Here is a 14,759-nt window from a genome sequence, read left to right as displayed (position 1 = left end):
AAGGAGGCTCATACCCGAAGGTAATGAGGTGTTCCATCCGAGTGATGCTTTATTCGAAAGAGCCTTAGCTCAATCAGTTACTGACGAGAAAATCAATTCTCATAGGATGGATTTTCAAACGACACAAGGTCGATTTAAATTCCATCATTTTAATACTCACTCGTTGTTCAGTTTTCAAAGATCAACTTCGTTCATTTCGTCATCGCTGTGTTTCAGCGGCGACTTTTATAATATATCATGTTTGCTTCTCTCAAGTCAAGAACTTTTTTGATTGTTAAGTTGTTTCTCTAAATCTGTAAGCGCTTGTCCATTTCAGAAGCGATTTATAATGTACCATAGATCATGAAGCCCCGTCAACTGTCATATCATGGTTAGTTTTAAGCCAAGCAGCAGACCTACCCCGGGGAGTCCAAGCACCAGCACTGTAGTCACGGTTACCGGATTTAAGGGAATATAGGCTTCCGTTGCGATTCCCGAGAAGTTAACCAAATAAAGACCCAAAGCCGCAAGAACAACATGCAGACCTAATCTAGTCAGCCAAGCAAATCCCAACCGCCTTGATATCGTAATATATAACAGCGAAATTAGAGAAACGATCAAAATTCCGGTCAGCGCAATTTTCATCCAAGCCCCTCCTCAAAAATATGCCCCTTTTCTAAACGCATCCCAATCCACTTTCGCTTGTTTGGCCAGCTTCAACTGGATTTGATACCTCCGCTCCGCGGCCTCCAGCAAATAAATCGCTACATCCACTTCCTCTTCCCCTTGCGCCTCTTCAAAAGCCCAGCACGCTCTGCGCCATTCATCCCTCGCCTTACAAACCTCCCGGTAAAGCTCTTCTTTATAATCCATCTCTTGATTCAAATCAGGCGCGATCCTATCCAAGCGACGCAGTCCGGATCTCCATAACCTCAAACCAGTTCACTCCTTTCCATCCCATACGCTCTATTCCATATGTATCGAAAGAAGGACAAACTTAGAACCTAAATTGGCCGCAAAAAAAGAACCCCGACTTGGCCGAAGCCAATCAGGGTCCTTGTCCAGTAAGTGGATTAATGCAGTTCGCGCCGTCCCTCCAACGCTTTGGAGAGCGTGACTTCGTCCGCATATTCCAGATCTCCGCCAACCGGAAGCCCATGGGCGATACGGGTGACGCGCAGATCAAACGGCTTGACCAGCCGCGAGATATACATGGCCGTCGCCTCCCCCTCGATGTTGGGGTTCGTGGCCAAAATGAGTTCTTTTACCCGTTCGTCACTCAAACGGTTCAGTAGTTCCTTCAGCCGGATATCGTCCGGACCAAGACCTTCCATGGGAGAAATCGCTCCCTGCAGCACATGATAATAACCATCGAACTCCTTGGTACGCTCCATGGCGACCAGGTCTTTGGACTCCTGGACCACGCAAATTACGGAAGGATCGCGCGTTTTATCCTGACAGATCCGGCAGGGGTCGCTATCCGTAATGTTGCAGCAAATGGAACAGTAGTGAAGATTCCGCTTCACGCTGACCAAAGCCTTGGCAAAATCGATGACATCATCCTCTTTCATGCGCAGCACATGAAACGCCAGCCTTGCGGCTGTCTTCGGACCGATACCGGGCAAGCGGGTAAACGCATCAATCAGCTTCGCGATCGGTTCGGGATAATACAATGGGAGCAATCTCCTTCAGTCTAAATTCGGTAATCAAAAATTAGAACAAGCCTGGAATTTTCATTCCGCCCGTAAATTTGCCCATGTCTTGGTTAGCAAGTTCTTCCGCCTTGTTTAATGCATCGTTGACCGCCGTCAGCACAAGGTCCTGCAGCATTTCAACATCATCCGGGTCCACCGCTTCCGGTTTGATGTTCAAAGACAACACTTTCTTGTGACCGTTAACCTGAACAGTTACGACTCCGCCCCCCGCACTGCCTTCAACCGTTTTGCTGGCAAGCTCTTCTTGAGCTTTCAGCATTTGTTCCTGCATCTTCTTCACTTGCTTCATCATTTGGTTCATATTATTCATTGGGCTCACATCTCCTTCATAAGTATCAGCATTTATTATAAGGGGTAGCTCCTAAAATCAAAAACCGGGCTATTCCTTAATAACGACAAGTTCCTCGCCAAACAGCTGCAGCGCTTCATCCACCCAAGGCTCCTTACCGCTTCCTCCAGCATCTTCGGGAGGCGGCTCCAATTCAAAAGGTTCGCTCGGCGCGGCATTCGCCCCCTGAATCGCTTCATTCCAATCCTTAAGCATCATAGTCACCAAACGGCAAGGATGTCCGAGCTGGCGTTCCATGACCTGTTCGATAAGCTGCTTGTTAGCGGGTTTCTCCGTGGTTTCGCGGTGAATATCGTTTTTAAAAGCAACCAGCACGGCGTCATCCACCATGGAGACGGGCTCGCCATTAACAAACCAGGCGTGGATGGTGACCTTCTCGTCTTTTACGGCCTGGAGAATCTGGTTCCATTTGCCTTGGACAGCCATAAACTCGGGGCTGTTCCGCTGAGCGACATACTTGTCGAGACCGGAAGGCAGCTTCGCCGGGGAAGACAAACGCGGCGCACTGCTTCTGGCCGGTGGCCGCGCAGCCGAACGTTCGCTTCCGCCGCCTGCGCCGCCGGCCAATCCGCCCTGCAGCGCTTGCTCCAGCTTGCGCTCCAGTTCCGCGAGCTGCCTCTTCAGCTGCTGCACCTCCGATGCTGCGGCGCCGGGGACAGCCGCTTGCTGGGCGGCTTCTTCACGCACCGAGCCATCTCCTTTGGGCAGGCTGCACAGCTTCAAAAGCGCCACTTCAAACAGCGTCTGAGGCTGCGCGGCATACTTCATTTCCGACTGATAGTGATTCAGCGTGTCGATAATTCGGAATAAATGCGCACGTGAAAAAGCGGAGGCCATCTCCCGGAAGTCCCGGGCATCCAACACGCGCTCCGTCAGCTTGTCCGCTTCCGGAATCATTTTGATCATCAGCAGATCGCGGAAATAATACAGCAGGTTCTCCATGCATTTATCGGCGCTCTTGCCCTCTTGCATGAAGCCTTCGATCAATTGCAGCATCCCGCCGACATCATCCTCCAGGATGGTTCTGGCGAGTTCCGCAAACTGCCGGGAAGGAATCCCTCCCGTCATGTCCAAAACCTGCTGGTAAGAAACCCGGCCGTCCGAAAAAGAAGAGATCTGGTCCAAAATGCTAAGCGCGTCGCGCATCCCGCCATCCGACAGCCTTGCGATATACTCAATCGCTTCGTCCTCCGCCGATATCCCTTCCTGTTCGCAGATCGTCCGCAAGCGTTGGCTTTGCTCCTCTAAGGAAACTCGCCGAAAGTCAAAACGCTGGCATCGGGATATTACCGTCGCCGGGAGGCGGTGCGGTTCCGTCGTCGCCAGGATGAACATCACATGCGGCGGCGGTTCCTCGAGTGTTTTCAGCAGGGCGTTAAACGCCTCGGTGGTCAGCATATGAACTTCGTCGATAATATACACTTTCTGCCGCACTTCCGTAGGGGCATACTTCACTTTCTCGCGGAGATCGCGAATTTCCTCGACCCCCCGGTTGGAAGCGGCGTCAATTTCAAGCACGTCCATGACAGCGCCCGCGGTAATCCGCCGGCAGGCATCGCATTCATTGCACGGTTCCGGTGCGGGCCCCTTCTCGCAGTTCACCGCCTTGGCCAAAACCTTGGCCGTGGAGGTCTTCCCCGTTCCCCGAGGACCGCTAAAAAGATACGCATGCGACAGCCGCTGTTCGCGAATCGCATTCTGCAGCGTACGAATGATATGCTGCTGCCCCACCATGTCCTGAAACGACTGCGGCCGCCAAGCACGGTACAGTGCGATATGCTCCATTTTGCGGCACCTTCTTTCTATCCATCCGCGGCCATTCGCCGCTTTCTTATTATACTATACTCGACAGGCCAGAAAAACTCATATCTCGGGAAATAAAAAAGCATCTTTGCCAAATGACAAAGATGCGTTCTTATACGTTAGAATACCGTGCACCTGTTATTGATCATTGCGATCCAAGCGGCACCTCTACGGCGCAACTCGGGACAGGCTCCCCTCCGGCACAAGAGTGGGACTGCTTATGGCTGCTTCCTTCCGGACCTGACCAGGTTCACAATTACTCATTGCGGAGGACCCGTCCGTCAACGTCTGCCGTAAAGACCGGACCTCACATCGGCAAGACCGCTAACAGGACTTCAACCTCGCTACAGCGGATTGCGAGTTACAGGGCACCGCTACCTCCCCATCTAGCACGGTGAAATTAAGTATAGCCTATGCCCGTCCAAAATGCAACCCGCGGCAAAACTTGGCTCCTCTCCCTCTCTCAACCGACATGCAAAATCTATTTTTTTCTGCTATATTGATAGGAATATTGGAAAATAGTAGAACCCTGAGAGGAGAAATAGAGTTATGAATCGAAAGCGCCTCGCCAAAATTCTGCTGTCCGCTGCGATCGCGGCAAGCGGGTTTTGGGGATTGCAGTCCGCCCGAATCGAAGCCGCCCCGGCGGTCCAAATTCTTTTGGACGGGTACCCGTTAAACGCCTCCGCGGAACCGACCGTGATCAAAGGAACCACACTGGTTCCTTTCCGATCCATTTCCGAGGCTTTGGGGATCCCTGTGACCTGGAATGCCCAAGCCAAGACCATCACCGCCGTAAAGCAAGACGCAAACGGGGAAGTACGCGTCGTGCTCACCCTGAACCAAAAGCAGGCCACCGTTAACGGCGCCGCGGTTCAACTTGCCGAGGCTCCACGGTCGGCGGGCGGAAACACGCTGATCCCCCTGAGCTTCTTCAGCCAGCAGTTTGGCGCTAAGGTTCAATGGAATCAAGCCTCCCGGACGGTGTCGATCTCGTCGCCTAAAGAGAAAATGTATACTTTGGGCTTTTACGCCATCCGCGCTTTTTCCGATGCCCCCAAAATCGCGAGCCTGGACGCCGTATCTTTCGGCTGGAGCCGGATCGATGAGAACGGGAAATTCACACGCACGGGGAGAGACTTCAACTGGCCGCAAGCGGCCGGCGATGTAACTCCCGAGAGACTGGTGACGGATGCTTCCGCCGCGGGGACAATACCGTACTTGATGGTCTACTCCAGCGATGCCAAAGGAGAGTTGACCAAGGTGATCGAAAATGCGGAATTCCGCAAGCAGGCGATCTCCGACATGCTGGCCGCAGCCGCAGAACATCCCTTTGAAGGCATTATGCTTGATTTCGAAGGACTCGGCCTCACCACCGAGAAACAATCGACCCGGGATGCCTTCACGGCTTTCGTGAAAGAAGTGAGGACGCAAACGAAAGCGGCGGGCTTGAAGCTCGGACTGGCCCTGCACCCGTTGAACTCTTCTTACCAAGGTTACGACTATAAAGCCCTTGGCGAGCTATCCGACGAAATCGTCATTATGGCTTACAATTACGGAACCAAGAAACAACCGGACCCCGCCGCCAAAGTCGATGAGGCGATTCGGTTGGCTTTGCAGGAAACCGACAAGAGCAAACTGATTTTGGGGCTTAATCTGGATAACGAAAACGAAAATTCGATGACTACGCTCATCGGTCTGGCAAAGCGCTATGACCTGAAAGGGATTGCCCTCTGGCGCCTCGGAATCCTCAGCTCGGCAGAGTGGAGCAGCTTGGGCCAAACCATCGAGCTCAAGTCCTGATGCAGCGCGTAAACTCCCCAAGAGCAAACCACCCGGGTGAACGGGTGGTTTGCTCTTGGGCTATAAGCCTTTATTATCGGCTCGCGCCTAAAGGCGCTAGCTTTCACTTCGTTCAAGCTACTATGACGTCGCCGCTTTTGCCTACCTCTGAAGAGGTGCGAATATAACTAGTACCCCTTCAGACAACCTTGATAACATAAATTCCTGCATATCTGCAGGCTTTTTTCCTGTTTGGACTTGAAATTTCTAAATACCTGCAAATCTGCAGGAATTTTCGACGAAACCGGCTCATCTCTCTAAAATCACTGGAAATTCCTGCAGATTTGCATTTTTTTCGTTTTCCCCTCGGGGATCGGCCTAAATACCTGCAGATTTGGTTACTACTTAGGTAGCAGTTTAGAATTGGAGACGGCCCTGAAGAGCGGAAGAGAGCGATTCCAGGATAGGGCGTTTTTGTTTGAGGAGGGTAGAGATGACTCCGCGAATACGGGCGAAATGTTCTGCGCCGGCTTCGGTGCGGAATGCTCCAGAAATTTTAGTCTTCACCTTGACCATACGAATATCTCGCTCGGCTTGGTTATTGTCAAACGGTACGTGGGCATCTCGAAGAAAGGCGAGGATAGCAGATTTCCATTTCTCAAACCGCTCTGCTAAATTCCCGGCCTTACCTTTGGCTTGTCTGCCGCGTACGCCCTTTTTCCTGGCAACGACGTTCTTACTCCATTCTTCTCTGCCACGAAAAAGAATATCGTCATAGTGCTGCTCGATTTCCTGGACCACCAGTTCCGGGAGAGGCTTGCCGGATTCGCGGGAGGCGCACACCAGGCTCCAACTTTCTTGCAGCAATGTTTTCATTTCCCCCGACCATTGGTGCTTATCGTTCTCGGTAATGCCCTGACATTCCCGAAGGAGATGCGCATTGCACAGAACGTGGCGGAACGAAAACGACTTTGGGTTGAAGTACGGACCATAGCAATCATGGACAACCGTACCTTTATAGGCGGGCAGGATCCCTCCGGCCGCCATTCCTTGGGTACCGCGGCTACTGTGAACGGTGAGGTGTGTGAAGCTGCCATTGCTCGCCGTATGCATCCAGACCCCGCTTCCGTTAACGCGAAACCCGGTCTCATCCGCATGGATGAGCGGGCTCCGGAGCAGGTGCTGTTGGATTTGTTGCTCAGGCGTAGTTAAGGAGGTATACATCTGCTGGAGGTGCGAGAGCAGCGTAGCCTCACTCGGACCGTGATCTGTCAAATCTTCGAAAAGCTGAGCAATGCGTTCCAAAGGCAGCAATTGGTAGACACTCAAATAGCTGGTCCAAGCCCGTAGCGTATCACCGTACTGCACAGGGGCCTTTACTCGCTCAGGAAAAGCAGCTGTACTTGTGGCCCTGCAGGACGGACAGCACTTCGTTTCGGCCCGATGTTCGGTGACGCTCCATTTGACAGGAGGTAGATCGAAGACTTGCCGGGCTTCATACCTTTGAGCAGGGATGTCTGCCAGAGACGTATGGCAGAAAGTGCAGATCGCATGCGGATGAATCTGGATTTCATCCGGTTGTGCCACCATACGCAGCGTCTGCCCGGGATGACCTTTGAGTGCCCCTTTTTTTCCACCGGATTGCCGGAGATTGTTGGTTTTACGGAACCCATCGCTAGAAGGCGGCTTGCTGCTGTTGTTGCTATTTTGACCGAGTTGACGTTCAAGTTCCTGAACGCGTTGCTCCAACTCTACAATACGTTTGGCCTGCTGATCGATCACCTGCAGCAAGGCGTTAAAGGCAGTGATAATTTCGGGGTCGCCCTTGCATATGGCATGGACTTGTTCAGGGGATAGATGCATGGGTGACGCTCCTCTCATGAATTGGATCAACTTACCTTTTTGACAAAAGAGTTATAAACCCTTTTTTATAGAAAAAAAACTTCCCGCACTTAAGCAGGAAGTCCTAAGTAGTAACCAGATTTGCATCTTTTTGGAGTTGGAAGCTTGAAGCAAGCACGCTAGGCGCCTCTTTGTATTGTGACAACTCACTTCGATTAGCCATTAATCCACATTTTCCTTTCGTTATACATAGTAGCTTGAACACTCCTATGATAACGACCCCATCAGCTGGTTCTTTGCTATCAGCATCACTACACCACCCGCATAGCAGGTAGTTTGTTGTTTCGCGCGCTTCTTGAGCTCAACTGGCTAAAGCCTCAAAAAAAATCCCCCGCGACCCGCGGGGGATTTAAATTTCGCATTTATCAGAGTGGCTGTCAAGCAGCTCGTCTCATTAGATGCCGTATTTCTTTTTGAATCGATCCACACGACCACCAGCATCCAGGAACTTCTGTTTCCCAGTGAAGAAAGGATGGCAGTTGGAACAAATTTCAACGCGCAGCTCTTGTTTCACGGAACCCGTTTCAAACGTATTTCCGCAAGCGCAAGTTACTGTAGTCACGTGATATTTGGGTTGAATGGCTTCTTTCATGACTTTCACCTCTTTCCGCCCTGAGCCTCATGCGTGCACAGAGTTATAATGACACATAAAAACATTATAGCACGGGAGCTTCCACTGCGCAATTGCAAAGCTGAAGGAAACATTTCTCCTCACACGCACCTTTCTAGATGAGTTTGCGATGGATGGAACATAAGCGTATAATCGAAAGCACAAACCCATAATAATCGGTAGTGAAGCACACTCGCGAGGCCATCTTGCCCGCCGTGTGCTTTTTTTGCGTGGATTAAAACAAGGAGAGGAGCTTAGGAGATGAAAACTTCCATCCCGCATGACGAAGCTTTCAAGAAGCTGCTGTACACCTTTTTTGCGGAATTTATCGCCTTGTTCTTTCCCGAGCTGGATAAACAACTCGATCATCGGCATACCCGTTTCCTTATGCAGGAGCAGTTGGTCGATATTATCGGAGAGGAGAGGCGTACGCTGGACTTGCTGCTGGAAACCCGATATAAAGCAACTGACACCTATATCCTTATTCACCTTGAGCCTCAATCTTACCGCCAAGATGACTTCCATGAGCGGATGTTTATTTATTTTAGCCGTCTTTTTGAACGACACCGGAAAGAACATCAGTTAATCATACCGATCGCCGTTTTTACCGAGCCTTTTCTTATCCATGAAACAAACACGTTGACTATGTCCATTCCCGGCCATTCGATTTTGAACTTTCAATTTTTGAAGGTGGAGATTTGCAACCATAATTGGAGAGACTTTATCGACTCGGATAACCCCGTGGCGGCTGCTCTTTTGGCGAAAATGGGATATAATAAGGGGGAGGAACGCGAAGTTCGTTTTTCTTTTTTACGTATGATGCTCGGCCTTCGAAAAAGACTGGATGATGCGAGAATTGCGCTAATTATGTCTATCGCAGACCTGTATTTCCAACCTGATCGACAACAGGATGAATCCATATTACTGGAAATCGCTCAACAATTTCCGGAAGAAGGTGAACACATTATGGAACTGATGCCGGCTTGGAAGCGCTGGGGCTATGAAGAAGGTTTAGAAGAGGGGATAGAGAAGGGAATAGAGAAGGGGATGGAAACCGCCCGGCTCAAAGTTGCCCAAAAGCTGTTGGAAAAAGGATTCTCTCTCGAAGAAATTGGTGAAACCATTGAACTGCCCGTTGAAGAAGTCCAAAAGTTAGTGAAGTAAACCATTATAAACAGCCCCCTATTCACGGCCGCAGCCATGAGTAGAGGGCTGTTCTTTAGTTTACAATCTATCTTCGCGCCTTCACTCTTGCGAGTTCGGCCGGAGGCACATGCGTATACGATCCGATCACGACGTCAGGCAGCTCCTCCTGGAAGATTTCGATCGCTTGCTTCATACCGAGAACCTCCCCTTGCGCTTTCGGAATGAGTTCCAGATAGCTTTCGGGGTCGATATTCAGATTGCGCAGCTGAATCAACCGCAAGTTCGTACGACGGGCGAACTCGATCATCGCCTCAATCTCCTCCTCCCGGTCCGTCACACCCGGAAAGATTAGATAGTTAATGGATGTATAGACGCCTTGATCGGCGGCATACTTCAGTGATTTCTCCACATTGGCCAGCGTATATCCCCGCGGCTTGTAGTAGGCGCTGTAATGGTCGTCCAATGCGCTGATGGTGCTGACCCGCATCAGATCAAGCCCGGCATCGACAATGCCGCGGATATGATCGCTCAGACCGGCGTTGGTATTGATATTGATATATCCCATATCCGTCTGCCGACGGACCTCCCGAATCGCCTCAATGATCAGCTTGGCCTGGGTCGAAGGCTCACCCTCGCAGCCCTGCCCAAAGCTAATGATCGAATCCGGTGTCTTGAGATGCTCCAGCATCACCTCAACGAGCTCCTCGACCCGCGGTCGGAAATTCATCCGCGTCTGCGGCGAGACAAAGCCGCTATCGTCCGGCTGTTCCGAAATGCAGCCGAAGCAGCCGGCGTTACAGGAGTACGACACCGGAACAGCCCCTTCCCAGCGGTTCAGGAAGGTATTCGAAGCGGTCAGGCATTCGTAGCCGAGCGCACAATTGGACAAGTGCTCGTAGAGCCGGTTGTCCGGGTACCGCGACTTCAACGCCTTGACCTGGCTCTTGAGCTCCAGCGGATCGCAGTTCAGCGGATTCCATTTCTCCGGGTCGTCGGACATCCGGGCGGTCACATAAAACTGACCTTCCTTCCAGACCACCGCGGAATACCCGAACAGCGGCAGCTTATAGTCCTTATCGGTCTTGATATAACCCGGCAGGCAGAGCCTGGTGTACCCCTGCGGCAGCAAAGCGCCAACCGCCTGGACATCCCCGGGCAGCGGCTTCATCTCGCCCGTATCCGGGTCCAACCCGATCGGACGCGTCGAGGGCAGACCCACGAGCGTCGCTCCCGCCGGCAGGGGGATCAATTCGTCTTCCAGTATTTCGACAATCATATCGGCGCTGCGGGCCAGCCCGTACAGTTCCGGATGATCGTACACTTGTCCTTGCTGGTCAGCATATACTAAGTACATCTTGTTCCCCTCTTCTGTTGTTGGCCTTAGGATGAACTCGAGCCGTTACTTGCGCCGCTCCCGGAGCTATGACCGGATCCGGACGAGGCGGTCCGCGTCGTTCTCCGCGCTCCCGATCCGCCGCCCGACGGGGAATTGCCGGCCGCGTCGAACGAAGCCAGAAACTCGGCGTTCGTCTTGCTGTCGCGCAGCTTCTTCAAGAAGCCTTCCACGAAGTCGTAGGAATCGTTCATATTTTTGCGGATCGCCCAAATCGTATCGAGCTCTTCCTTCTTCAGAAGCACCTCTTCCCGGCGCGTGCCGGAACGGCGGATATCGATCGCCGGGAAAATACGGCGCTCCGCCAGCTTCCGATCCAAATGAAGCTCCATGTTCCCCGTTCCTTTGAACTCCTCGTAAATAATATCGTCCATCCGGGAGCCCGTATCCACCAGCGCCGTGGCCAGAATCGTCAAGCTGCCTCCCTCTTCCACATTTCGAGCCGAGCCGAAAAAGCGTTTCGGACGGTGAAAGGCCGCCGGATCAATCCCCCCGCTAAGCGTACGCCCGGACGGAGGCACCACCAGGTTGTAAGCCCGGGCAAGCCGCGTGATACTGTCCAGCAAAATAACGACATCTTTCTTGTGCTCGACCAGCCGCAGCGCACGCTGCAGTACAAGCTCCGCCACTTTGATGTGGTTTTCCGGCAGCTCGTCGAACGTCGATGCGATGACTTCGCCTTTGACGGAGCGCTGCATATCGGTCACTTCTTCAGGGCGTTCATCGATCAACAGCACGAACAGCTCGATGTCGGGATGGTTGGTGGAAATACTGTGGGCGATTTCTTTAAGCAGCAGGGTCTTCCCGGCTTTCGGAGGCGCCACGATCAAACCGCGCTGTCCTAAGCCTACGGGGGCAAGCACATCCATAATGCGGGTGGATAAGTGGGTTGGAGATGTTTCAAGCACTAGTTTTTCCTGCGGGTAGAGCGGAGTCAAAGCCGGAAAATGGAGGCGTTCGGCAGCGATGGCCGGGTTCTCTCCATTGACCGCGTTGACCTGCAGAAGCCCGAAATACCGTTCGTTTTCCTTCGGTGTCCGGCATTTTCCGGAGACCAGGTCTCCGGTGCGGAGATCGAATTTACGAATTTGCGAAGCGGAGATATAAATATCCTCCGTGCTCGGCAAGTAGTTGATCGGTCGGAGGAAACCGTAACCTTCCGGCAGGATTTCCAGAACCCCTTCCATGAACATCAGACCGCTCTGTTCGGCCTGAGCTCGCAGAATGGCGAAAATCAGTTCTTTCTTTTTTAACTGACCGTAATAAGGAATTTGATGCTGCTTCGCGAGCTTGTACAGCTCGGTCAGCTTCATCCCTTCCAAATCGGCGATTTGCAGATCCATGTAAAAACCACCTATTCAATTTTATCGTTCAAATTATACAATAACCTTTCACTCGGGGAAATGAATCTATGAAATCCCGGATGATTGCTAGACTTACTTACTAGTATACCCGTTCCCGGACAACTTATGCCGGGAAAGCTTCCGTTATTCCACCTGGCGCCATACATCGGCCCCCAGATCTCGAAGATTGGTAACCAGGTTGTCGTACCCGCGATCGATCAATTCCACGCCGGACACCTCGGTAATCCCGCCATCCACCGTCAAACCGGCGATGACAAGCGCCGCTCCGGCGCGCAAATCGGCAGCTTTTACCTTGGCCGCATTTAAAGGCGCCCCTTCGATAATGGCCGAACGTCCCTCGACTCGAATTTTCGCGCCCATCCGAACCAATTCGGGCACATGCTTAAACCGGTTGCTGTAGACAAAATCGCTCAGCACACTGACCCCTTCGGCCTGTGTGAGCAGGCTTGTCATCGGGGATTGCATGTCGGTCGGAAAGCCGGGGTAAACCAAAGCTTTAACATCGACATGGTTATACTTCGCCGCCCCGATCACCCGAATCGATTCATCCAGCTCCTCGACGCCGACGCCCATCTCCAGCAGTTTCGCCGTCAGGGCCTCCAGGTGTTTCGGGATCACGCCATCGATCACGACATCGCCGCGGGTAGCCGCTGCTGCGATCATATAGGTCCCCGCCTGAATCCGGTCGGGAATAATCGAGTGGCGGCAGCCTTTCAGCTCGGATACGCCTTCGATGCGAATCGTCTCGGTTCCGGCGCCCTTAATGCTGGCGCCCATGGCATTCAAAAGTGTTGCAACATCTATAATCTCAGGCTCTTTGGCCGCATTTTCGATAATTGTGGAGCCTTTGGCCCGGGTGGCCGCCAGCATAATGTTAATGGTTGCTCCCACGCTGCTGACATCCAAATAGATCTTGGCGCCGCGCAGTTCCTTGGCGTGCAGGTGGATTGAACCGTGCTCGTTCGTTACCGTCGCACCCAAAGCTTCAAATCCTTTAATATGCTGATCAATCGGCCGGGGTTCAAAATTGCAGCCGCCCGGTAGTCCGATTGTCGCTTCTTTAAAACGCCCCAACAGCGCCCCCATCATATAATAGGAAGCCCGAAGCTTCTTCACGGGCCCGTTCGGCATAGGTATCGATCTCACTTCGGAAGGGTCGATTCGCATCTGGCTGCCTTCCCAAAATACGCGGGCACCCAGCTCCTCCAAAATCTCCGAGTACACAGCAACGTCGCTCAAATGCGGCAAATTATCCAGCACGACTTCGGATTCAGCCAGTATTGCGGCAGGTATAAGTGCGATCGCACTGTTTTTGGCACCGCTAATAGATACGGTACCCCGCAGCGGACGTCCGCCGCTAATCATTAGTTTCTCCATAAGCTCAAGGGTCCCCCTACGTATAATGCAGCCGAAAGACCGGCTTCTAACTCTTCCATTATCCACAAGTCGGGTCATTTATTCAAATTTTTTGCTATGAAAAGGGAAAGACACCGTCTAGACGGTGTGCTTTCCATGATCTGTCTATTCAACTGGTAAACCCAGCAAGTAGAATTAGGCTTTGTTGTTGGAGCCGAATTCGCGGATTTTGCCGACGACTGTCGCTTTGATCGCATCGCGGCCAGGCACGATGTATTTACGAGGGTCGTACGCATCCGGTTTTGCAGCCAGCACTTCGCGAACCGCTTTGGTGAAGGCCATTTGGTTCTCGGTATTTACGTTGATTTTCGAAGTCCCGAGGGAGATCGATTTTTGGATGTCGTGCGTAGGAATGCCTGTCCCCCCATGAAGAACGAGCGGAATTTTCACGGCATCACGAATTTCTTCCATCTCTTTGAAACCGAGGTTCGGTTCGCCTTTGTAAGGGCCATGAACGGAACCCAGAGCTGGAGCCAACGTGTCGATTCCGGTTTCGTTGACGATCCGGATGCACTCTTGCAGGTCGGCATATTGGATGCCGCCGATCACGTCGTCTTCTTGTCCGCCAACGGTACCTACTTCAGCTTCAACGGAAACGCCTTTGGCATGAGCGTATTCTACAACTTTCTTCGTCATGGCGATATTCTCGTCGATCGGATGGTGGGAACCGTCGATCATAACGGAAGTAAAGCCGGCGTCGATCGCTTCCTTACATTTCTCGAAGCTGGAACCATGGTCGAGGTGAATTGCGACAGGAACGGTAATCTTCATGTCATGCAAAAGACCTTCCACCATTTTGACTACGGTATAGAAACCGCCCATATGGCGCGCAGCACCTTCGGATACCCCGAGAATGACCGGAGATTTCTCCTCTTCCGCCGCAGCCAGAATCGCTTGCGTCCACTCAAGGTTGTTGATGTTGTATTGACCTACAGCGTATTTCCCCTCAAGCGCTTTGTTCAACATGTCTGTCATAGATACTAATGGCATGGGTTTCAATCCTCCTAAGGATGTTGGATTATCTTTTATTAGCCGACATTCACACATGTTTTATTATACCACAACCTGTGGAAATTACTATTCAGGTTTCCTGAGGGTTGTGAACGGATTTGTGTGGATACGTACGAATAAACCATCGCGGCCAACCTACTGCCAACTAGTCCAAGACAAAATAAGGTATAATTTGGATAAAAATGATCGCTATAGCAAGATTGAAAATTCCTCCGGAGTCGTTTTAAGAACACTTATACAATTCTAAATACAACAAAAAGACCTTAATTCACAAAGAACTATGAATTAA

The 14,759-nt window shown here is 51.8% G+C and carries 13 protein-coding genes and 1 other RNA gene; 2 read left to right on the top strand and 12 right to left on the bottom strand.

The features are described from left to right. Nucleotides 1-360: 360 nt before the first annotated feature. The 6 genes from FRY98_RS18010 to ffs form a co-directional block, all read right to left on the bottom strand. The gene (locus FRY98_RS18010) at nt 361-624 is read right to left on the bottom strand and encodes a pro-sigmaK processing inhibitor BofA family protein (RefSeq protein ID WP_148454441.1); all 264 of its coding nucleotides are present in this window, start codon (nt 622-624) and stop codon (nt 361-363) included. Nucleotides 625-636: 12 nt separating this feature from the next. Next, nucleotides 637-852 carry a DUF2508 domain-containing protein gene (locus FRY98_RS18005; protein ID WP_148454597.1) on the bottom strand — a complete coding sequence of 72 codons (216 nt, stop codon included), beginning with the start codon at nt 850-852 and terminating at the stop codon, nt 637-639. Nucleotides 853-1,052: 200 nt separating this feature from the next. Then, nucleotides 1,053-1,652, bottom strand: coding sequence for a recombination mediator RecR (gene recR, locus FRY98_RS18000; protein WP_148454439.1), 600 nt, complete (start codon nt 1,650-1,652; stop codon nt 1,053-1,055). A gap of 40 nt (nt 1,653-1,692) precedes the next feature. Further along, the gene (locus tag FRY98_RS17995; RefSeq protein ID WP_148454437.1) at nt 1,693-2,004 is read right to left on the bottom strand and encodes a YbaB/EbfC family nucleoid-associated protein; all 312 of its coding nucleotides are present in this window, start codon (nt 2,002-2,004) and stop codon (nt 1,693-1,695) included. Between the two features lie 69 nt (nt 2,005-2,073). Then, nucleotides 2,074-3,828, bottom strand: a complete 1,755-nt coding sequence (gene dnaX / locus FRY98_RS17990) for a DNA polymerase III subunit gamma/tau (RefSeq protein ID WP_148454435.1) — start codon at nt 3,826-3,828, stop codon at nt 2,074-2,076. Between the two features lie 145 nt (nt 3,829-3,973). Further along, nucleotides 3,974-4,241: signal recognition particle sRNA large type (ffs, locus tag FRY98_RS17985), an RNA gene on the bottom strand. A 154-nt stretch (nt 4,242-4,395) separates the two neighbouring features. On the opposite strand from ffs, the gene FRY98_RS17980 reads away from it, so the two are divergent. Then, nucleotides 4,396-5,649, top strand: a complete 1,254-nt coding sequence (locus tag FRY98_RS17980) for a stalk domain-containing protein (RefSeq protein WP_148454433.1) — start codon at nt 4,396-4,398, stop codon at nt 5,647-5,649. 396 nt (nt 5,650-6,045) lie between these two features. Here the strand turns inward: FRY98_RS17980 and tnpC are convergent, their stop codons facing one another. Beyond that, entirely contained in the window at nt 6,046-7,491 is a 1,446-nt protein-coding gene (gene tnpC / locus FRY98_RS17975; RefSeq protein WP_170287117.1) for an IS66 family transposase, read from the bottom strand. 433 nt (nt 7,492-7,924) lie between these two features. Beyond that, entirely contained in the window at nt 7,925-8,122 is a 198-nt protein-coding gene (gene rpmE, locus FRY98_RS17970) for a 50S ribosomal protein L31 (RefSeq protein WP_148454429.1), read from the bottom strand. Between the two features lie 279 nt (nt 8,123-8,401). Between rpmE and FRY98_RS17965 the strand changes: the two genes are divergently transcribed. Next, a complete protein-coding gene (locus tag FRY98_RS17965) occupies nt 8,402-9,304 on the top strand; it encodes an Rpn family recombination-promoting nuclease/putative transposase (protein WP_148454427.1) in 903 nt (300 codons plus the stop codon). A 67-nt stretch (nt 9,305-9,371) separates the two neighbouring features. On the opposite strand, the gene FRY98_RS17960 is transcribed toward FRY98_RS17965, so the two are convergent. The 4 genes from FRY98_RS17960 to FRY98_RS17945 form a co-directional block, all read right to left on the bottom strand. Next, a complete protein-coding gene (locus tag FRY98_RS17960) occupies nt 9,372-10,640 on the bottom strand; it encodes a radical SAM family protein (protein ID WP_148454426.1) in 1,269 nt (422 codons plus the stop codon). 26 nt (nt 10,641-10,666) lie between these two features. Then, on the bottom strand, nt 10,667-12,022 hold the full coding sequence (rho, locus tag FRY98_RS17955; RefSeq protein ID WP_148454424.1) for a transcription termination factor Rho: 1,356 nt from the start codon (nt 12,020-12,022) through the stop codon (nt 10,667-10,669). A 144-nt stretch (nt 12,023-12,166) separates the two neighbouring features. Further along, on the bottom strand, nt 12,167-13,420 hold the full coding sequence (locus tag FRY98_RS17950) for a UDP-N-acetylglucosamine 1-carboxyvinyltransferase (protein WP_148454422.1): 1,254 nt from the start codon (nt 13,418-13,420) through the stop codon (nt 12,167-12,169). Nucleotides 13,421-13,594: 174 nt separating this feature from the next. After that, entirely contained in the window at nt 13,595-14,449 is an 855-nt protein-coding gene (locus FRY98_RS17945; protein WP_148454419.1) for a class II fructose-bisphosphate aldolase, read from the bottom strand. Nucleotides 14,450-14,759 lie beyond the last annotated feature (310 nt).

Source organism: Paenibacillus faecis, assembly GCF_008084145.1.
Taxonomy (GTDB): domain Bacteria; phylum Bacillota; class Bacilli; order Paenibacillales; family Paenibacillaceae; genus Fontibacillus; species Fontibacillus faecis.
Note: the sequence above shows the minus strand (reverse complement) of the source record. Positions and strands in the feature narration are given on the sequence as shown.

Excerpts from the sequence above, each read along its gene's own strand:
- FRY98_RS17950 (WP_148454422.1), bottom strand. The coding sequence starts at position 13,420 with ATGGAGAAACTAATGATTAGCGGCGGACGTCCGCTGCGGGGTACCGTA.
- FRY98_RS17945 (WP_148454419.1), bottom strand. The coding sequence starts at position 14,449 with ATGCCATTAGTATCTATGACAGACATGTTGAACAAAGCGCTTGAGGGG.
- FRY98_RS18010 (WP_148454441.1), bottom strand. The coding sequence starts at position 624 with ATGAAAATTGCGCTGACCGGAATTTTGATCGTTTCTCTAATTTCGCTG.
- FRY98_RS17980 (WP_148454433.1), top strand. The coding sequence starts at position 4,396 with ATGAATCGAAAGCGCCTCGCCAAAATTCTGCTGTCCGCTGCGATCGCG.
- tnpC (WP_170287117.1), bottom strand. The coding sequence starts at position 7,491 with ATGCATCTATCCCCTGAACAAGTCCATGCCATATGCAAGGGCGACCCC.
- rpmE (WP_148454429.1), bottom strand. The coding sequence starts at position 8,122 with ATGAAAGAAGCCATTCAACCCAAATATCACGTGACTACAGTAACTTGC.
- rho (WP_148454424.1), bottom strand. The coding sequence starts at position 12,022 with ATGGATCTGCAAATCGCCGATTTGGAAGGGATGAAGCTGACCGAGCTG.
- dnaX (WP_148454435.1), bottom strand. The coding sequence starts at position 3,828 with ATGGAGCATATCGCACTGTACCGTGCTTGGCGGCCGCAGTCGTTTCAG.
- FRY98_RS17960 (WP_148454426.1), bottom strand. The coding sequence starts at position 10,640 with ATGTACTTAGTATATGCTGACCAGCAAGGACAAGTGTACGATCATCCG.
- FRY98_RS17965 (WP_148454427.1), top strand. The coding sequence starts at position 8,402 with ATGAAAACTTCCATCCCGCATGACGAAGCTTTCAAGAAGCTGCTGTAC.
- FRY98_RS17995 (WP_148454437.1), bottom strand. The coding sequence starts at position 2,004 with ATGAATAATATGAACCAAATGATGAAGCAAGTGAAGAAGATGCAGGAA.
- FRY98_RS18005 (WP_148454597.1), bottom strand. The coding sequence starts at position 852 with ATGGATTATAAAGAAGAGCTTTACCGGGAGGTTTGTAAGGCGAGGGAT.